The sequence below is a fragment of the Pseudomonas sp. 2995-3 genome, from assembly GCF_002742565.1.
In the GTDB taxonomy this organism is placed as follows: Bacteria; Pseudomonadota; Gammaproteobacteria; order Pseudomonadales; family Pseudomonadaceae; genus Aquipseudomonas; species Aquipseudomonas edaphica.
The window spans coordinates 245106-263088 of record NZ_LJSB01000315.1 but is presented as its reverse complement, the minus strand read 5'-3'; the positions used below and the strand labels follow the sequence as shown (position 1 = coordinate 263088).

Sequence of the window (17983 nt, the reverse complement as noted above, 5' to 3'; positions counted from 1 at the left end):
CGAAGCAGCCCCTTTTAAAGGCACCGCGATCCTACAAATAGAATGCGGCGACTTTACTGGGGCCGCTTCGCAGCCCAACGCAGGGCAAGCCTGCTCGCCACAACAAGCTCGCATGCCACAGTAAGCTCGCTTGCTACCGAGAGTTTCATGATCCCGTCCTCTGAGCTGTTCAAACCCGCCTTCGGCCTCGGCAACCCCCACTTGCAAACCCTGTGGGGGCCGCTGTGGCGCCCTACCACCCATATCGAACGCCAACGCGAACGCCTGTGGCTGGACGACGGCGACTTTCTCGACCTCGACTGGCATGGGCCCCATGACGCGCAAGCGCCATTGGTGCTGGTGCTGCACGGGCTGACCGGCTCGTCCAACTCGCCTTATGTGGCCGGGCTGCAAAAAGCCCTCGCAGCTCAAGGCTGGGCCAGCGCCGCCTTGAATTGGCGTGGGTGCTCGGGCGAGCCAAACCTGTTGGCACGCAGCTATCACTCCGGTGCCAGTGAAGACCTGGCGGCGGCGATTGCACATCTGCATGCCAAACGACCCTTGGCGCCGCTGTATGCGGTGGGTTATTCGTTGGGCGCAAATGTGCTGCTCAAGCACCTGGGCGAAACCGGCGAGACGTCCGGGCTGCAAGGCGCAGCGGCGGTGTCGGTGCCGTTTCGACTGGACCAGTGCGCTGACCGTATCGGGCTGGGCTTTTCGCGGGTGTACCAGAAGCACTTCATGCGCGAGATGTTGGCGTATATCCGCGTCAAGCAAAGCCGCTTTGTGAAAGATGGCCGGGCCGAAGGGCTGAAAACCCTGGAAGCCCTGGGCTCATTGGAGAAAATGCGCACGTTCTGGGACTTCGACGGCCGGGTGACCGCACCGTTGCACGGGTTCCTCAGTGCCGAGGACTATTATCGTCGCGCCTCGAGCCGTTACTACTTGGGCGAAATCCGCACGCCAACCCTGATTATCCAGGCCGCCGATGACCCGTTCGTGTTTGCTCACAGCCTGCCCGAGGCCAGTGAACTGTCGGATTGCACCGAGTTTGAGTTGTTGGCCAAGGGTGGGCATGTGGGGTTTGTGGATGGCACGTTGAAACGCCCCAGTTACTACCTGGAGCGCCGTATTCCGCAGTGGTTACTGACACAACACGGTTAAACAATGTGGGAGCTGGTTTGTGTGGGAGCTGGCTTGCCTGCGATAGCGGTGTGTCAGCCAATAATTAGCTGACTGACACTCCCTCATCGCAGGCAAGCCAGCTCCCACACAAACCAGTTCCCACAGTTTTATTGGGTTTACATGGCTATTCAATCAGTCGCCGGTTGCAATCTGCCGTGTGGGGTCGGTAATCCACTCACTCCACGACCCCGCATACAGTTTGCCCAACGGGTAGCCCGCCAGACTCAAGGCAAACAGGTTGTGGCACGCCGTCACGCCCGAACCGCAGTACGCCACCAGTTCATCCGGTGACCGGCCCTGCAACTGTGCGGCGAAGCGCTGCTTGAGCTGATCGGCCGGTAGAAAGCGGCCATCACTGCCCAGGTTTTCGGTGAACGCTGCACATTGCGCACCGGGAATGTGCCCGGCAATCGGATCAATCGGCTCTACCTCGCCGCGAAAACGCGCCGCTGCACGGGCGTCGATCAAGGTGAGGCCCGGCTCACCCAAGCGCTTTTGCAAATGCTCGGCGTCCAGCAGCAGGCGGTTGTCCGGCTTACCGGCGAACGCTCCCGGCTCCACCACCGGTGCATCGAGGCTCAACGGGAAACCGGCGGCGTGCCAGGCCTTGAGACCACCGTCCAGGATAAACACCCCGTCACGCTTGCCCAGCCAGGCCAGCAACCACCACGCGCGGGCGGCATAGGCGCCGGGGCCGTCGTCGTACAGGACGATGTCGGTGTTGGCATGGATGCCCCAGGCCCGCAGTTGCGCAACCAAAGTGTCCGCCGCCGGTAACGGGTGGCGGCCGGTCACGCCTTTGGTCACCGGCCCACTGAGGTGGCGCTCCAGGTCGGCATATTGCGCGCCTTCGATATGCCCTTCGGCATAGCTGCACAGCCCGTAGTCCGGGTCTTCGAGGGCAAAACGACAATCCAGGATCACCAGCCCCGCAGCCTTTTGGCGTTCGGCCAATTGCTGGGGGCTGATCAGTTGGGCAAGCGACATGACGGGCTCCTGTGAACAGATTCGGGAAAGGTCCTACTTCACTTCTTCCAGTGCCTGGTTCAACGGCACGTAAAACTCTTTGAACAAGGCATCCACCGCCTCTTTCGCCTGGGGCGTGACAAACCCCGCCTCCAGCACCAGCACCTGATACACACCGCGCTTGATCGCTTCGGCGCTCAAGTGCGCGGAGTTCTCATTGGTGGTGCACAGGAACCGCACCCAAGAGGTGAGGATGATCCAGGCATTAAGGGTCAGTGCCTCGGTTTGCACCGGGTCCATACTGAGGATGCCAGCGTCGACAAACCCTTGGTAAATGGCCCCGCCCTGGATCAGGCAGCGCGGGGAAAACCGCCGGTAGCCGGTGGCCAGTTCCGGGTCGCTTTCCAGCAGGTGTTCGAGGTCTCGGTGCAGGAAGCGGTAGCGCCACATGCCGGCCAGCACGGCCTGCAGGTAAAAGCGCTTGTCTTCGACAGTCACCGCGCGGCCCTGTGGCGGGCGCAGGAAACTGTCCACCAGCGCTTCGTACTCACGAAACAGCACGGCGATGATCGCCTGCTTGTTGGGGAAGTGGTAGTACAGGTTGCCCGGGGAAATTTCCATATGGGCGGCGATATGGTTGGTACTGACGCTGCGCTCACCCTGCTGGTTAAAAAGCTCCAGGCTGGTTTGCACAATGCGCTCGCTGGTCTTTACTCGTGGTGCCATAGGGGATCAGCTTCTGAACACGGGATGGGGCATCTTACGGCCTATCCTTGTCAGGATAAATCCGCATGTTGCTGCAATGACATTTGACAATTTAGAGCAATGACTCTAAAAATCCAGGCAGACCTATAACAATCGGGAACTGCGCCATGTCTGCCAACGTTGCCTACCTGCAAGATTCCCAGGCGCTGGATCAACTCCAGGACCTGTTCGACGCCCAACGTCGCGCCTATGCGGCCAACCCGATGCCGCCAGCTGCACAGCGCCAGCAGTGGCTAAAGGCTTTACGCGACGTGCTCAGCGACGAACGCCAGGCGCTGATCACCGCGATCAGCCAGGACTTCAGCCACCGCAGCGCAGACGAAACCCTGTTCGCCGAGTTGATGCCCAGCCTGCATGGCATTCACTACGCAAGCAAACACCTCAAAGGCTGGATGAAACCTTCCCGGCGTGCGGTAGGCATTGCCTTCCAACCAGCGTCAGCCAAAGTCATCTACCAGCCGCTGGGTGTGGTCGGGGTGATTGTGCCCTGGAATTACCCGTTGTACTTGGCCATCGGCCCGTTGGTCGGGGCTTTGGCGGCGGGAAACCGGGTGATGCTCAAACTCAGCGAATCCACGCCCGCCACGGGCGAACTGCTGAAGGCGCTGCTGGCCAAAATCTTCCCCGAAGACCTGGTGTGCGTGGTGCTGGGCGAGGCCGAAGTGGGCATGGCATTTTCCAAATTGCGCTTCGATCACCTGCTGTTCACCGGCGCCACCAGCATCGGCAAACACGTGATGCGCGCAGCGGCCGAGCACCTGACACCGGTTACCCTGGAGCTCGGTGGCAAGTCGCCAGCCATTGTTTCCGCGGACGTGCCACTCAAAGACGCCGCCGAGCGCATTGCCTTCGGTAAATGCCTGAATGCCGGGCAAACCTGCGTGGCACCGGATTACGTGTTGGTGCCGGAAGACCGCGTTGAAGGTTTCGTCGAGGCCTACAGCAACGCCGTTCGCGGGTTTTATCCGACCCTGGCCGACAACCCGGACTACACCGCCATCATCAATGAGCGGCAACAGGCCCGGCTCAATGCCTACGTCAAAGACGCCACCGACAAGGGCGCCACCCTGATACCGCTGTATGACCAGGGCCAGGCACGGCGTATGGCCCATAGCCTGTTGCTGAATGTCAGCGACGAGATGACGGTGATGCAGGACGAAATCTTCGGCCCGGTGCTGCCGATCGTGCCTTATCGCGGCCTCGACCAAGCGTTTGCCTACATCAACCAGCGCCCTCGCCCACTGGCCCTGTATTACTTCGGCTACAACAAAGGCGAACAGAACCGCGTGCTCCACGAAACCCATTCCGGCGGTGTTTGCCTCAACGACACGCTGCTGCATGTGGCCCAGGACGATATGCCCTTTGGCGGCATCGGCCCGTCGGGCATGGGCCATTACCACGGCCATGAAGGCTTCCTCACGTTCAGCAAGGCCAAAGGGGTGCTGGTCAAACAGCGCCTGAACGCGGCGAAACTGATCTACCCGCCTTACGGCAAAGCCATCCAGAAGTTGATCCAGAAGCTGTTTATCCGCTGATTCCGCCACCCTCGGGATAACAATAACAATGAACCCTAGCCTGACTGAAACACCCGCGCTGTCACGGCGCGGCGTTCTGAAAATCGGCCTGTGCGCCAGCGCATTCTTGGCCACCGCCGGCTTGGGGGCCAGCCTCAGCGGCTGCTCCAGCAGCACCCCGGCCAGTGGCTTTGCCATGCTGCGCAGCAGCGACTTGCCGTTTTTGCGCGCAATCATCCCGGTGTTGCTCGAAGGCGCGGCCAGCGCCCAGGACGTGGTCGCCGGCATCGAAGACACCCTGAAAAAACTCGACTACAGCCTGCAAAACCTGTCGCCGGAGATGTTCAAGCTCACCCAGCAACTGTTCGACGTGCTGAGCATGGGCATCACCCGTGGCCCGTTGACCGGCATTTGGGGCAGTTGGGAAAACGCCAGCAGCGATCAGATCCGCAACTTCCTGCACCGCTGGGAGAACAGCTACCTGAACCTGCTGCGCATGGGCCAGGGCTCGCTGCTCAAGCTGGTGATCATGGCCTGGTACTTCCGGCCACAATCCTGGGCGCATTGCGGCTACCCCGGCCCACCGAAGATCTAGCCCTGGCAACCCAATCAAACATGTGGGAGCTGGCTCGCCTGCGATAGCGGTGTATCAGCCAGAAATGAAAGGCAGGCAGACCGCCATCGCAGGCAAGCCAGCTCCCACACTGAATGCAACTTCGTATAAAAATAAGAGTGCACTTCTATGCCCGTACCCGATCTGTTCCGCGATGGCCTGACCCGTGGCTGGAAAACCCACAATGGCGCCGCCCTCAGCAATGACCTGACCCTGGAAGCCGATGTGGCCATTATCGGCAGTGGCGCGGGTGGCGGCACCACTGCCGAGATCCTCAGTGCTGCGGGCTACAAAGTGCTGCTGATCGAAGAAGGCCCGCTCAAGACCAGCAGCGACTTCAAGCTGCTCGAAGACGAAGCCTACGCCAGCCTCTACCAGGAAGGCATCGGCCGCATGAGCAAGGACGGCGCGATTACTATCCTGCAGGGGCGTGCCGTCGGCGGCACCACGCTGATCAACTGGACCTCAAGCTTTCGCACACCCGATGCCACCCTCGCCCACTGGGCCAGTGAATATGCAGTCAAGGGCCACAGCAGCGCAGAAATGGCGCCGTGGTTCGAAAAGATGGAACAGCGCCTGGGCATCGCCCCCTGGGCCATTCCACCGAATGCCAACAATGATGTGATCCGCAAAGGCTGCGAAAAGCTCGGCTATAGCTGGCACGTGATTCCGCGCAACGTGCGCGGCTGCTTCAACCTGGGTTACTGCGGCATGGGGTGCCCGGTCAACGCCAAGCAATCGATGTTGGTGACCACCATTCCTTCCACCCTGGAAAAGGGCGGCGAACTGCTCTACCTGGCCCGCGCCGAACACCTGAAATACAGCGGCGACACCATCAGCAGCCTTGAATGCGTGGCCATGGATGAGCGTTGCGTGGCGCCTACCGGGCGCAAGATCACGGTCAAGGCCAAGCATTACGTGCTCGCGGGCGGTGGCATCAACAGCCCGGCGCTGTTGATGCGTTCGGACGCGCCCGACCCGCATTCGCGGCTGGGCAAGCGTACCTTCCTGCATCTGGTGAATTTCTCCGCGGGGCAGTTCGACGAGGTGATCAATCCGTTCTATGGCGCTCCGCAGTCGATCTATTCCGATCACTTCCAGTGGCAGGACGGCACCACCGGCAAAATGTCTTACAAATTGGAGGCGCCGCCGCTGCATCCAGGCCTGGCCAGCACGCTGTTCGGCGGCTACGGCACCGGGAACGCGCTGGACATGAGTCAGTTGCCCCACACCCACGCCATGCTCGCCCTGCTGCGCGACGGCTTTCACCCCGACAGCCCCGGCGGCACGGTGGAATTACGTGGCGACGGCACACCGGTGCTCGACTATCAGGTCTCGGACTACGCCTGGGACGGCCTGCGCCGTGCGTTTCATACCATGGCCGAGATTCAGTTCGCGGCGGGCGCCAAGTCGGTCAAGCCGCTGCATCACGATGCACGCTACGTGAATACCCTGGCCGAGGCACGCAGCCTGATCGATGGCCTGAGCCTGGAACTGCACCGCACCACGCTGGGCAGCGCCCATGTGATGGGCGGTTGCGCCATGGGCGAGGACCCGAAAAACGCGGTGGCCGACAGCCTCGGCCGTCATCATCAATTGCGTAACCTGTCGATCCACGACGGCTCGCTGTTCCCCACCAGCATTGGCGCCAACCCACAATTATCGGTGTACGGGTTGACCGCGCAACTGGCGACAGCATTGGCCGAACGTCTGAAAACAGCATGAAAAAACCGGGTATTCACGGTATCTATCTACATAAGTCGACTTGGCCCACCGGGAATGCTGCGATACCATCCGGTTCCCCAACGGACTCCGCCAGGACGACGCGATGAACCGAGTGTTGTACCCAGGTACCTTCGACCCGATTACCAAAGGCCATGGCGATCTGGTCGAACGTGCGTCTCGCTTGTTCGACCATGTGATCATCGCGGTCGCCGCCAGCCCCAAGAAAAACCCACTGTTCCCCTTGGAACAGCGCGTAGAGCTGGCGCGTGAGGTCACCAAGCACCTGCCCAACGTGGAAGTGGTGGGCTTTTCGACGTTGCTGGCGCACTTTGCCAAAGAGCAGAACGCCAATGTGTTCCTGCGTGGCCTGCGCGCTGTGTCGGACTTCGAATACGAATTCCAGCTGGCCAACATGAACCGCCAACTGGCGCCGGACGTGGAAAGCCTGTTTCTTACGCCGTCGGAACGTTACTCGTTCATTTCCTCGACGTTGGTGCGTGAAATTGCCGCTTTGGGCGGAGATATCACCAAGTTCGTGCATCCGGCCGTAGCCGATGCGCTGACCCTGCGCTTCAAGAAGTAAGGCTCTTTGTGGCGAGGGAGCTTGCTCCCGCTGGACTGCGCAGCAGTCCCAATCGTTTCCAGCACAGCGGGGCCGCTGCGCGGCCCTACGGGAGCAAGCTCCCTCGCCACAGAGACAGCGACCGATATTCGGGCTTGCCACACGCTCGCACTGCGGGCGCCAATGCGGCACAATTGCACGCATTAGTTTTCAGATGCCCTGGCTGACAGCCCTGGCAGGAGTTTCCATGTCCCTGATCATCACCGACGATTGCATCAACTGCGACGTCTGCGAACCCGAGTGCCCGAACGCTGCGATTTCCCAGGGCGAAGAGATCTACGTGATCGACCCCAACCTGTGCACCCAGTGCGTCGGTCACTACGACGAGCCTCAGTGCCAGCAAGTGTGCCCGGTGGATTGTATTCCACTGGATGAGGCCCATCCGGAAACGGAAGAGCAGTTGATGGAGAAGTACCGGTTGATTACCGGCAAGGCCTGAAGTTATTTATTGCCTGTAAAGGCCTCATCGCAGGCAAGCCAGCTCCCACATTTAGAGTGGTGAATACATCCAAATGTGGGAGCTGGCTTGCCTGCGATGGCGACATCAGCCATCACCCGACACTCAGCTCTGGCACTTTGGGCAAAACACACTCGCCCGCTGCCCCAGCACCACATTGCGCAACTCGCTCCCGCAGACCTTGCACGCCTCACCGCCCCGGCCGTAGACGTACAGCTCCTGCTGGAAATACCCCGGTTGCCCATCACCGCCGATAAAGTCCCGCAACGTGGTGCCACCACGCTCGATAGCTGCCGCCAGCACGCGCTTGATCTCGATCGCCAGCTTCAAATAACGCCCGCGTGAGATACCACCCGCAGCCCGGCGCGGATCTATCCCTGCCGCAAACAACGCTTCGGTCGCGTAGATATTGCCCACGCCCACCACCACCGCGTTGTCCATGATGAACGGCTTCACCGCTATCGACTTGCCACGCGACAGCTGGAACAGACGCTCGCCATCAAACAGGTCGGTCAACGGCTCCGGCCCCAGGCGCAGCAACAGTTCGTGGTTGTGCGGGTCCTGGCTCCAGAGCATCGCGCCAAAACGCCGAGGGTCGGTATAGCGCAGCGCCAGGCCCGACTCCAGCTCGATGTCCACATGCTCATGCTTGAGCGCTGGCAAGCCGACTTCCACCAGGCGCAAATTGCCCGACATACCCAAATGGCTGATCAACGTGCCCACTTCGGCATTGATCAACAGGTACTTGGCCCGCCGCTCCACCAGCACGATGCGCTGCCCGGACAGGCGCACATCCAGGTCTTCCGGGATCGGCCAGCGCAGGCGCCGTTCACGCACCACCACACGGCTGACGCGTTGGCCTTCCAAATGCGGCGCAATCCCGCGCCGGGTGGTTTCGACTTCGGGTAACTCGGGCATGTGTACCTCTTGATTAAAGGGTCAGTGCGCGCCCAGTTCGCGGATCGATAGCTTCAGGCTTTCAAAGTCGTAGTCCGACAGGCCCACGTAGTCCAGCACCAGATGCCCGATGGCATCCCACTCATGGTCCGCCGATTGGTTGCCCAGCACGCGGTGGGACGAGCAGATGTGCTCGGCCATCTTGAGGATCGCCAACAGGTTTTTAAGTTGCGGGTTGCGCGACGACTCATCGCTGAAAATCGCCAGGGCGTTGTGGTGGTTGGCGATGGCGTCGGTCACATGCTCCGGCAGACGCCAGGATTTGGCGGTGTAGTAACCCACCACGGCATGGTTGGTGTTGAACGCGTTGTTCTCGGTGTCGACCACCCGGCAATCCGGGCCGGCATTGGCGTAAGCCTGCTCCAGCACCGCCATGTAATTGGGGAAGCGCTTGAGCATCAGCGGCACGCCGCAGTCGTGGAACAGGCCCAAGGCATAGGCCTCGTCGACCGTTTGCGAGCCGGTGCGCTTGGCCAGGGTCAGGCAGGTCATGGCCACGTCCTGGGCGGTGTCCCAGAAGCGGTTGAGGGTGACGATGGTGTCGTCGCTCATCTCGCCCTTGATCGACTGCGCGTTGATCAGGTTGATGATCGAGCGGCTGCCCAGCAGGTTCACCGCGCGCTGGATCGAGGCGATCTTGTTGCTCAGGCCGTAATACGGCGAGTTGACGATCTTCAGCAGCGCACCAGACAGGCCTGGATCCTGGGAGATCAGCCGCGCGATCACTTCCAGGTCCGGGTCGGGCATGTACTGCTCCATCTGCAAATCCACCATGATTTGCGGTTGAGGCGGCACGCTGATGCCTTGCAGGGCCTGCTGGATCTGCTCGGCGGAAAGCTCTGGGGACATAAATACACACTCTGGACTAGGCGCGAATTCTAACCTCTATGGGAAGCTGACCGACACCTCAAAAACCGGATTGAATGTGGGCTCTGGGCTTGTGTGGGAGCTGGCTTGCCTGCGATTGCATCACCACCGTACGTCAGATACACCGAATCGCCTGCATCGCAGGCAAGCCAGCTCCCACATGAATAACGGCGCAACAGGGTATACTCCCGCTCTTTTTTCCGGAGCGACGTCATGTCCCTGCCTAGCCTGCGTCTCAAAGCCAACGCCGATCGTCGTTTGCGCAACGGCCACCTGTGGGTCTACAGCAACGAAATCGATGTGGCCGCCACACCTCTTCACGGCTTCCAGGCAGGCGACCAGGCTATCCTGGAAGCGGCTGGCGGCAAGACCCTGGGCATCGTGGCCATGAGCCCGAACAACCTGATCTGCGCCCGCCTGCTGTCACGCGACATCAAGTTGCCGCTGGACAAATCGCTGCTGGTGCACCGCATCAACGTCGCCCTGTCCCTGCGTGACCGCCTGTTCGACAAGCCGTTCTACCGCCTGGTCTACGGTGATTCCGACCTGTTGCCGGGCCTGGTCGTCGACCGTTTCGGCGACATCCTTGTAGTACAGATCGCCTCGGCGACCATGGAAGCGCACAAAGAAGACGTGATCGCTGCCCTGACCCAAGTGCTCAAGCCAAGCGGCATCCTGTTCAAGAACGACTCCGCCGCGCGTGACGCCGAAGGCCTCAACCGCTATGTCGAAACCGTGTTCGGCCTGGTGCCGGAGTGGGTGGCGCTGGAAGAAAACGGCGTGAAATTCGAAGCCCCGGTGATCCAGGGCCAGAAAACCGGCTGGTTCTACGACCACCGCATGAACCGCGCCCGCCTGGCCCCGTACGCCAAAGGCAAACGCGTACTCGACCTGTACAGCTACATCGGCGGCTGGGGCGTGCAAGCTGCAGCGTTCGGCGCCAGTGAAGTGTTCTGCGTCGACGCCTCCGCCTTCGCCCTCGACGGCGTAGAGCGCAACGCCGCACTGAACGGTGTTGCCGAGAAGATGACCTGCATTGAAGGCGACGTGTTCGAAGCCCTCAAAGAGCTGAAAGCCAGCGAAGAACGTTTCGACGTGATCGTCGCCGACCCACCGGCCTTCATCAAACGCAAAAAAGACATGAAAAACGGCGAAGGCGCCTACCGCCGCCTGAACGAGCAAGCCATGCGCCTGCTCAGCAAGGACGGCATTCTGGTCAGCGCATCGTGCTCCATGCACCTGCCGGAAGACGACCTGCAGAACATCCTGCTGACCAGCGCCCGTCACCTGGACCGCAACATCCAGATGCTCGAACGCGGCGGCCAGGGCCCGGATCACCCGGTGCACCCGGCGATTGCCGAAACGCGCTACATCAAGAGCATTACCTGCCGATTGTTGCCTAATAGCTAAGTAACACGCAGATCAAATGTGGGAGCTGGCTTGCCTGCGATAGCGGTGGACCTGTTGACGAGTTTGTTGACTGACACTCAGCCATCGCGGACAAGCCCGCTCCCACATTTTTCCGACACAAACCGTCCTTCAACGGTTTTGATTGAATTCCACATTTCGCAGACTAGTATCGGTTTCTGGAATTACTCCGGAAAACAAAAACAATGTCTGGGCCCTACCTCTCCCGCTTCATCCTCATCACCTGCATTTCCCTGATCAGTTTCTTCCCGATTAACATTCTGCTGCCCTCTTTTCCCGCGCTGGCTGCCAGGTTCGACACACCTACCGCAGAAATCGCACTGTCGATCAGTCTGTTCACGCTGGTGTTTTCAATTTCCCAATTGATTGCAGGCCCGCTGTCGGATAAATGGGGCCGCAAGGAAGTGTTGATCGGCTGCATTACGCTGTCGATCCTCGGCGCGATGGGTTGCGCGTTCGCGTCCGACTACCTGACCTTCCTGCTGTTTCGCTGCGTGCAGGCCATGGGCTGCGGGTTTTTCGTACTGGGCCATGCGCTGGTCGAAGACCTGTTCGAAGAACAGGACCGCGCCCGCGTACGCCTGTATTACATGACCCTTAGCGGTTCGTTTGTGGCGCTCTCGCCGCTGATCGGCTCCTGGCTGCAAACCACCTTCGACTGGCAAGGCAGCTTCTACGGCTTTGCGCTGATGGCACTGGGCATGTTGATCCATGCGCTCTGCATCCTGCCGTCCAAGGCCGCCAGCCCGCACCGCGCGCCGGTATCAATCATCGGTACGCTCAGAGCCGTCGCTGGCAACCGCGACTTCCTGCGCTACTGGTGGATCGCCGCGCTGGTGTTCGCCTGCTATTTCGCCTTGATCAGCGTGACGCCGCTGATTTTCATGGATGCGTTGAAACTGTCCGAATACCAATACGCACTGGTGTTGATGGTGTACGGCGTGGCCTACCTGCTCGGTGGCGTCGCGGCATCGTACTTGCAGAAGCGCATCTCGCTGTCCCGGCAAATCAATATCGGGCTGGGATTGCTGCTGGTGGCCGGCATTTTGTTAACGCTGATTATCAGCGTTGAGGCCATCACCTCCCTGACTCTGCTGATCCCGATGCTGATCAGTGCCCTGGCCGTCACTCTTGTGCGGCCTGCCGCGATTTCGGCGGCGATGCTGCTGTTTTCCAGCAGCGCGGGCACGGCAGCGTCGGCGGGCAACAGCATCATGTTCCTGACCGCGGCCATCAGCAGCGCCGCCCTCGCGCAGACCGGCAACCATTTGCTGATGACCATCGCCGTAAGCTTCATCGTTTTCAGCCTGTGGGGTTGGGTGGCGAATGCACGTGTGGGTCGCTAGCAAGCGCCCTCGCCACAGACGGTCATTCCCTCCAGCCGCCAGCGGTGTAGAATCGGCCTTATTCATCGCCAGTCATCCCCCGGCGGGTTTATGAGCTCGAGGCCCAGGCACGCGGCGATCCCGCGACGCGAGTGGCAACGTTTGGACACACGGCCATTTTCTGAGTGCTCCATACGTCAATAGAAGCTCACTTCCCTTTAGTACTTGATTAGCCGCCCGGAGTGCTCCATGCCAGATTACCGCTCGAAAACATCCACCCACGGCCGCAATATGGCCGGCGCGCGCGCACTGTGGCGTGCCACGGGGATGAAAGATGACGACTTCAAGAAGCCGATCATCGCGATTGCCAACTCCTTTACCCAGTTCGTACCGGGCCACGTCCACCTCAAGGACCTGGGCCAGCTGGTCGCCCGCGAGATCGAACGCGCCGGTGGCGTCGCCAAGGAATTCAACACCATCGCCGTGGATGACGGCATCGCCATGGGCCATGACGGCATGCTGTATTCGCTGCCGAGCCGCGAGATCATTGCCGACTCCGTGGAATACATGGTCAACGCCCACTGCGCCGACGCCATCGTCTGCATCTCGAACTGCGACAAGATCACCCCCGGCATGCTGATGGCCGCCCTGCGCCTGAACATCCCGGTGATCTTCGTCTCCGGCGGCCCGATGGAAGCCGGCAAGACCAAGCTCGCCTCCCACGGCCTCGACCTGGTCGACGCCATGGTCATCGCCGCCGATTCCAGCGCTTCTGACGAGAAGGTCGCGGAATACGAACGCAGCGCCTGCCCGACCTGCGGTTCGTGCTCCGGCATGTTCACCGCCAACTCGATGAACTGCCTGGTCGAAGCCCTGGGCCTGGCCTTGCCGGGCAACGGTTCCACCCTGGCCACCCACAGCGACCGCGAACAGCTGTTCCTGCAGGCTGGCCGCACCATCGTCGAGCTGTGCAAGCGTTACTACACCGAGAACGATGAGTCGGTGTTGCCGCGCAATATCGCCAACTTCAAGGCGTTCGAAAACGCCATGACCCTGGACATCGCCATGGGCGGTTCCACCAACACCATCCTGCACTTGCTGGCCGCAGCGCAAGAAGCCGAGATCGACTTCGACCTGCGCGACATCGACCGCCTGTCCCGTCATGTGCCGCAACTGTGCAAAGTCGCGCCGAATATCCAGAAGTACCACATGGAAGACGTGCACCGCGCCGGCGGGATCTTCTCGATTCTTGGCTCGCTGGCCCGTGGCGGCCTGTTGCACACCGACCTGCCGACTGTGCACAGCAAATCCCTGGCCGAAGGCATCGCCAAGTGGGACATCACTCAGACTGACGACGAAGCGGTGCATCACTTCTTCAAGGCTGGCCCGGCGGGTATCCCGACCCAGACCGCGTTCAGCCAGTCGACCCGTTGGGAAACCCTGGATGACGACCGTGAAAACGGCTGCATCCGCAGTGTCGAGCACGCCTACTCGCAAGAAGGCGGCCTGGCCGTGCTGTACGGCAACATCGCGCTGGACGGCTGCGTGGTGAAAACCGCCGGTGTGGATGAATCCATCCACGTGTTCGAAGGCCGCGCCAAGATCTACGAAAGCCAGGACAGCTCGGTACGCGGCATCCTCGCCGACGAAGTGAAAGAAGGCGACATCGTGATCATCCGCTACGAAGGCCCGAAAGGCGGCCCGGGTATGCAGGAGATGCTCTACCCTACGTCTTACCTGAAATCCAAAGGCCTGGGCAAAGCTTGCGCCTTGCTGACCGACGGCCGCTTTTCTGGCGGCACCTCGGGCCTCTCGATCGGCCACGCTTCGCCAGAAGCCGCTGCCGGTGGCGCGATTGGTCTGGTGCAGGACGGCGACAAGGTGCTGATCGACATTCCGAACCGCTCGATCAACCTGTTGATCAGCGACGAAGAACTGGCGGCACGCCGGGTTGAGCAGGACAAGAAAGGCTGGAAACCGGTGGAGAAGCGTCCGCGCAAAGTCACCACCGCGTTGAAGGCTTACGCCCTGCTGGCCACCAGTGCCGACAAAGGTGCTGTGCGTAACAAGGCGATGCTCGACGGCCTGTAAGCCCGCCCATAAAAAAGCCCCGCCACGTGCGGGGCATTTTTTTGCCTGAATAAAACTCCCCAGACAACAGAGATCAACTGTGGGAGCTGGCTTGCCTGCGATGGCGGCGTGTCAGCTTGCCTCTCTGAGCCTGACCGATCGCTATCGCAGGCAAGCCAGCTCCCACACTGACCGCGTTACTGGATTTCGTCCGGCTTGACGATCACCCAGTTCTTGTCCGCCGTCACCGGCAAGCCTTCCTTGGCCTGAGCAGCCGCGTGCTTGGCCATCATGCCGTTGAGCTGGGTCATGTATTTGTCCTTGCGGTTGATCCACAAGTGAATGCCACCCTTGGCCACGTCCACATCGTGGAATAGCATGTAACCGTCGCTGGTCGGTGTGTCACCGCCGACGATCACCGGTTTTTTCCACTCGTCGATGTAGGTCAGGATCGCTGCGTGCTTGCCGGCCATCCAGGTTGCCGGGGTCCATAAGTACGGCGTCAGTTCCAGGCCGAGGTTGGCCTTCTCGTCATACTTGCCCGCAGTGATTTGCTTACGCGCAGTGGTCAGTTCGCCGGTCTTGCGATCCTTGAGCAAGGTGCTCACGCCGATGACGTTCTCGGGTTTGACGTTGTAACCGTACTTCGGATCGGCGGCGACCATACGCACCAACTCCTCGGAGGCGGCGGTCATCACATACACCTCGATGCCGTTTTCCATCAGCTTGTTGTACAGCTCGGCCTGGCCGGTGAAGACTTTTGGCGGCTGCACCTCAGACTTCTTCACCACATCGCCTTCAAAGTAGGTGACCGGCACCGGCTTGCCGGAAGCCATCAGCTCGTCCACCTGGACCTTGAGCTCCTTGAGGGTGAAGCCCGAGAAAATCTGCGCAACCCATGGGTAGCAGACCATGTCGTCGACTTCGCAAAGGCGGTAGTAGTAGCTGAACAGGCTTTCCTTGTGGTCGGCGGTGTCCTTGAACGGCATCAGCTTCAGCGATGGGTCCATGCTCTCGCGGGTGATCAGGCCCTTGTTTTCCATGTAGGGCAGCAAGGACTCTTCGAGGTCGTAGCGGTAACTGGTGTTGTCCATGTCGAACACCGCGAAGTTACCCTTGTTGGCGTTGGCGGCGATCATCTTGTTCAGTTGCTCGGCGGCCGGCGCCGGCCAGTGTTTCAACTCTGTGGCGGCAAATGCCTGGCTGACGAGGCCGAGGCAGAAGGCGGCGGCAAGTAGTTTTGGCGCGAGCTTCATAAGCGTTTTCTCCCTGAGTGAAAGACACCGACGCTAACAAATCTGTATGACAGTTATCGCCCGAGCACGACCGCTTGCGTCGTGATAACGCCAAGGGCATGTGCCTGAGCGCCAAATGCTTATTCCAAAAACGACAGTCGCCATTCCATATTGGTATTAAATCAATATATTTCAAACTGTTAGGCTTCCCGGTTCGCAATCGCAGGCTCACGCGATTGGCTGCCTTCTCAACGGAGCTTCAATGAATCTGCCCCTGATTCTCAACTTACTGGTGTTCGTGGCCCTGTTGCTGGGCCTGGCACAAACCCGTCGCACGAACTGGAGCCTCGCCAAGAAGGTGCTGTTTGCCCTCGTATTGGGCGTGGTGTTCGGCACGGTGTTGCACACCATTTATGGCGACGGCAACCCGGTGCTGAAGGCCTCGATCAGTTGGTTTGATCTGGTCGGCAATGGCTACGTGCAACTGCTGCAAATGATCGTGATCCCGCTGGTGTTCGCCTCGATCCTCAGTGCCGTGGCGCGCCTGCATAACGCCTCGTCCCTGGGCAAGATCAGCTTTTTGACCATCGGCACGCTGCTGTTCACCACCGCGATTGCGGCGCTGATCGGTATCGGCCTGACCAATCTGTTCGGCCTTACCGCCGAAGGTCTGGTGGCGGGCACCCAGGAGATGGCACGCCTGCAAGTGATCCAGAGTGATTACGCAGGCAAGGTTGCCGACCTGAATATCCCGCAGCTGCTGCTGTCGTTCGTACCGGCCAACCCGTTTGCCGACCTGGCCCGCGCCAAGCCGACGTCGATCATCAGCGTGGTGATTTTCGCTGCATTCCTGGGGGTTGCCGCGCTGCAACTGCTCAAGGATGACGTGGAAAAAGGCCAGAAAGTGCTCAACGCCATCGACACCCTGCAAGCCTGGGTCATGCGCCTGGTGCGCCTGGTGATGAAGCTGACGCCCTACGGCGTGCTGGCGCTGATGACCAAGGTAGTCGCCGGCTCCAACCTGCAAGACATCATCAAGCTCGGCAGTTTTGTAGTGGTGTCTTATCTGGCTCTGGGGCTGATGTTTGTGGTTCACGGCCTATTGCTGTCGCTGGCCGGGATCAACCCGCTGCGGTTCTTCCGCAAGGTGTGGCCAGTACTGACGTTTGCCTTCACCAGTCGTTCCAGTGCGGCAGCCATTCCGCTGAGCATTGAAGCGCAGACCCGCCGTCTGGGGATCCCGCAGTCCATCGCCGGGTTTGCCGCCTCGTTTGGCGCGACGATCGGCCAGAACGGTTGCGCCGGTCTCTACCCAGCCATGCTGGCGGTGATGGTTGCACCGACCGTGGGCATCAACCCGCTGGACCCGCTGTGGATCGCGACGCTGGTGGCGATTGTGACCTTGAGTTCGGCCGGTGTGGCAGGCGTGGGCGGTGGTGCGACCTTTGCCGCGCTGATCGTGCTGCCGGCGATGGGCTTGCCGGTGTCACTGGTGGCGCTGCTGATTTCCGTGGAGCCGCTGATCGACATGGGCCGCACGGCGTTGAACGTGAATGGTTCGATGACAGCCGGGGCGATTACCAGCCAGATCATGGGGCAGACGGATAAAGCGCTGCTGGATGCCGATGAGCATGCTGAATTAGCGCAGGTCTGATAGACCGCTATCGCAGGCAAGCCAGCTCCCACACTTGAATCGGTTTCCTCAGGAGAAATCGGTCAACTGTGGGAGCTGGCTTGCCTGCGATGCTTTTAGGCTTTTTCCCAGACTTCGAAGTTGTAGGCAGGCTTATCGCCTTCAGCCAGGTTCTCGACGTTTGAAACCAACTTCCACTGGTTCAAATCAAACGCCGGAAACCATGCATCGCCTTCCGGGCTCAACGCCACCCGCGTCAAATACAGGCGATCCGCCTGCGCCAGCCCCTGCGCATACAGCTGCGCACCGCCGATCAGCATCAGCTCATCCACGCCCTGTTCCAGCGCCCAGGCTTCAGCCCGCTCAACCGCCGCGTCCAGTGACGGAAAAACTTCCGCACCTTCCAGCGCCAAGCCGGTCTGACGGCTGACCACAATGTTCAAGCGCCCCGGCAACGGTCGGCCCAGGGAATCCCAGGTCTTGCGCCCCATGATGATCGGCTTGCCGAGCGTGGTGGCCTTGAAATATTTAAAATCCCCCGGCAAATGCCAGGGCATGCTGTTGTCGACGCCGATCACCCGGTTTTCACCAAGGGCTGCGATCAGGCTTAAAGGGAGAGTTTTTTTCATGCCGACGAGAATA

At 60.4% G+C, this 17983-nt stretch carries 16 protein-coding genes; 10 read left to right on the top strand and 6 right to left on the bottom strand.

Annotation, left to right across the window (positions count from 1 at the left end):
• The first annotated feature begins 147 nt into the window (after positions 1 to 147).
• Entirely contained in the window at positions 148 to 1143 is a 996-nt protein-coding gene (locus AOA62_RS28335) for a hydrolase (protein WP_099550329.1), read from the top strand.
• Between the two features lie 153 nt (positions 1144 to 1296).
• On the opposite strand, the gene AOA62_RS28330 is transcribed toward AOA62_RS28335, so the two are convergent.
• Complete coding sequence (locus tag AOA62_RS28330; protein ID WP_099550328.1) at positions 1297 to 2151, bottom strand: sulfurtransferase; 855 nt, start codon at positions 2149 to 2151, stop codon at positions 1297 to 1299.
• A gap of 33 nt (positions 2152 to 2184) precedes the next feature.
• Entirely contained in the window at positions 2185 to 2856 is a 672-nt protein-coding gene (locus tag AOA62_RS28325) for a TetR/AcrR family transcriptional regulator (protein ID WP_099550327.1), read from the bottom strand.
• A 146-nt stretch (positions 2857 to 3002) separates the two neighbouring features.
• Between AOA62_RS28325 and AOA62_RS28320 the strand changes: the two genes are divergently transcribed.
• The 5 genes from AOA62_RS28320 (at position 3003) to AOA62_RS28295 (ending at position 7808) form a co-directional block, all read left to right on the top strand.
• Entirely contained in the window at positions 3003 to 4430 is a 1428-nt protein-coding gene (locus tag AOA62_RS28320; RefSeq protein WP_099550326.1) for a coniferyl aldehyde dehydrogenase, read from the top strand.
• Between the two features lie 28 nt (positions 4431 to 4458).
• Entirely contained in the window at positions 4459 to 5004 is a 546-nt protein-coding gene (locus AOA62_RS28315) for a hypothetical protein (RefSeq protein WP_017139473.1), read from the top strand.
• Between the two features lie 147 nt (positions 5005 to 5151).
• Positions 5152 to 6747, top strand: a complete 1596-nt coding sequence (locus AOA62_RS28310) for a GMC family oxidoreductase (RefSeq protein WP_099550325.1) — start codon at positions 5152 to 5154, stop codon at positions 6745 to 6747.
• Positions 6748 to 6850: 103 nt separating this feature from the next.
• Entirely contained in the window at positions 6851 to 7330 is a 480-nt protein-coding gene (gene coaD / locus AOA62_RS28305) for a pantetheine-phosphate adenylyltransferase (protein ID WP_003176711.1), read from the top strand.
• Between the two features lie 226 nt (positions 7331 to 7556).
• The gene (locus tag AOA62_RS28295) at positions 7557 to 7808 is read left to right on the top strand and encodes a YfhL family 4Fe-4S dicluster ferredoxin (RefSeq protein WP_003213796.1); all 252 of its coding nucleotides are present in this window, start codon (positions 7557 to 7559) and stop codon (positions 7806 to 7808) included.
• 123 nt (positions 7809 to 7931) lie between these two features.
• Here AOA62_RS28295 and mutM read toward each other — a convergent pair whose 3' ends face one another.
• Both mutM and AOA62_RS28285 read right to left on the bottom strand, forming a co-directional pair.
• Positions 7932 to 8744, bottom strand: coding sequence for a bifunctional DNA-formamidopyrimidine glycosylase/DNA-(apurinic or apyrimidinic site) lyase (gene mutM / locus AOA62_RS28290; protein ID WP_099550323.1), 813 nt, complete (start codon positions 8742 to 8744; stop codon positions 7932 to 7934).
• A 21-nt stretch (positions 8745 to 8765) separates the two neighbouring features.
• Positions 8766 to 9578: an HDOD domain-containing protein gene (locus AOA62_RS28285; protein WP_169987622.1), complete on the bottom strand. Its 813-nt coding sequence runs from the start codon at positions 9576 to 9578 to the stop codon at positions 8766 to 8768.
• A 285-nt stretch (positions 9579 to 9863) separates the two neighbouring features.
• On the opposite strand from AOA62_RS28285, the gene AOA62_RS28275 reads away from it, so the two are divergent.
• The 3 genes from AOA62_RS28275 to ilvD all read left to right on the top strand — a co-directional run bounded on the left by AOA62_RS28275 (position 9864) and on the right by ilvD (position 14494).
• Complete coding sequence (locus tag AOA62_RS28275) at positions 9864 to 11060, top strand: class I SAM-dependent rRNA methyltransferase (protein ID WP_003213799.1); 1197 nt, start codon at positions 9864 to 9866, stop codon at positions 11058 to 11060.
• A 203-nt stretch (positions 11061 to 11263) separates the two neighbouring features.
• Positions 11264 to 12424, top strand: coding sequence for an MFS transporter (locus tag AOA62_RS28270; protein ID WP_099550322.1), 1161 nt, complete (start codon positions 11264 to 11266; stop codon positions 12422 to 12424).
• A 228-nt stretch (positions 12425 to 12652) separates the two neighbouring features.
• Positions 12653 to 14494, top strand: a complete 1842-nt coding sequence (gene ilvD / locus AOA62_RS28265) for a dihydroxy-acid dehydratase (RefSeq protein WP_017139479.1) — start codon at positions 12653 to 12655, stop codon at positions 14492 to 14494.
• A gap of 176 nt (positions 14495 to 14670) precedes the next feature.
• On the opposite strand, the gene AOA62_RS28260 is transcribed toward ilvD, so the two are convergent.
• Positions 14671 to 15729 (bottom strand): hypothetical protein, encoded by a 1059-nt coding sequence (locus AOA62_RS28260; RefSeq protein ID WP_017139480.1) that lies wholly within the window; start codon positions 15727 to 15729, stop codon positions 14671 to 14673.
• 241 nt (positions 15730 to 15970) lie between these two features.
• On the opposite strand from AOA62_RS28260, the gene AOA62_RS28255 reads away from it, so the two are divergent.
• Entirely contained in the window at positions 15971 to 17362 is a 1392-nt protein-coding gene (locus AOA62_RS28255) for an L-cystine transporter (protein ID WP_017139481.1), read from the top strand.
• Between the two features lie 95 nt (positions 17363 to 17457).
• Here the strand turns inward: AOA62_RS28255 and AOA62_RS28250 are convergent, their stop codons facing one another.
• Positions 17458 to 17970 (bottom strand): dihydrofolate reductase, encoded by a 513-nt coding sequence (locus AOA62_RS28250; protein ID WP_017139482.1) that lies wholly within the window; start codon positions 17968 to 17970, stop codon positions 17458 to 17460.
• Between the last annotated feature and the right edge of the window lie 13 nt (positions 17971 to 17983).

What these genes read in the sequence shown, in the direction of transcription:
- AOA62_RS28335 (WP_099550329.1), top strand. Translation starts at nt 148, where the DNA reads ATGATCCCGTCCTCTGAGCTGTTCAAACCCGCCTTCGGCCTCGGCAAC.
- AOA62_RS28330 (WP_099550328.1), bottom strand. Translation starts at nt 2,151, where the DNA reads ATGTCGCTTGCCCAACTGATCAGCCCCCAGCAATTGGCCGAACGCCAA.
- AOA62_RS28325 (WP_099550327.1), bottom strand. Translation starts at nt 2,856, where the DNA reads ATGGCACCACGAGTAAAGACCAGCGAGCGCATTGTGCAAACCAGCCTG.
- AOA62_RS28320 (WP_099550326.1), top strand. Translation starts at nt 3,003, where the DNA reads ATGTCTGCCAACGTTGCCTACCTGCAAGATTCCCAGGCGCTGGATCAA.
- AOA62_RS28315 (WP_017139473.1), top strand. Translation starts at nt 4,459, where the DNA reads ATGAACCCTAGCCTGACTGAAACACCCGCGCTGTCACGGCGCGGCGTT.
- AOA62_RS28310 (WP_099550325.1), top strand. Translation starts at nt 5,152, where the DNA reads ATGCCCGTACCCGATCTGTTCCGCGATGGCCTGACCCGTGGCTGGAAA.
- coaD (WP_003176711.1), top strand. Translation starts at nt 6,851, where the DNA reads ATGAACCGAGTGTTGTACCCAGGTACCTTCGACCCGATTACCAAAGGC.
- AOA62_RS28295 (WP_003213796.1), top strand. Translation starts at nt 7,557, where the DNA reads ATGTCCCTGATCATCACCGACGATTGCATCAACTGCGACGTCTGCGAA.
- mutM (WP_099550323.1), bottom strand. Translation starts at nt 8,744, where the DNA reads ATGCCCGAGTTACCCGAAGTCGAAACCACCCGGCGCGGGATTGCGCCG.
- AOA62_RS28275 (WP_003213799.1), top strand. Translation starts at nt 9,864, where the DNA reads ATGTCCCTGCCTAGCCTGCGTCTCAAAGCCAACGCCGATCGTCGTTTG.
- AOA62_RS28270 (WP_099550322.1), top strand. Translation starts at nt 11,264, where the DNA reads ATGTCTGGGCCCTACCTCTCCCGCTTCATCCTCATCACCTGCATTTCC.
- ilvD (WP_017139479.1), top strand. Translation starts at nt 12,653, where the DNA reads ATGCCAGATTACCGCTCGAAAACATCCACCCACGGCCGCAATATGGCC.
- AOA62_RS28260 (WP_017139480.1), bottom strand. Translation starts at nt 15,729, where the DNA reads ATGAAGCTCGCGCCAAAACTACTTGCCGCCGCCTTCTGCCTCGGCCTC.
- AOA62_RS28255 (WP_017139481.1), top strand. Translation starts at nt 15,971, where the DNA reads ATGAATCTGCCCCTGATTCTCAACTTACTGGTGTTCGTGGCCCTGTTG.
- AOA62_RS28250 (WP_017139482.1), bottom strand. Translation starts at nt 17,970, where the DNA reads ATGAAAAAAACTCTCCCTTTAAGCCTGATCGCAGCCCTTGGTGAAAAC.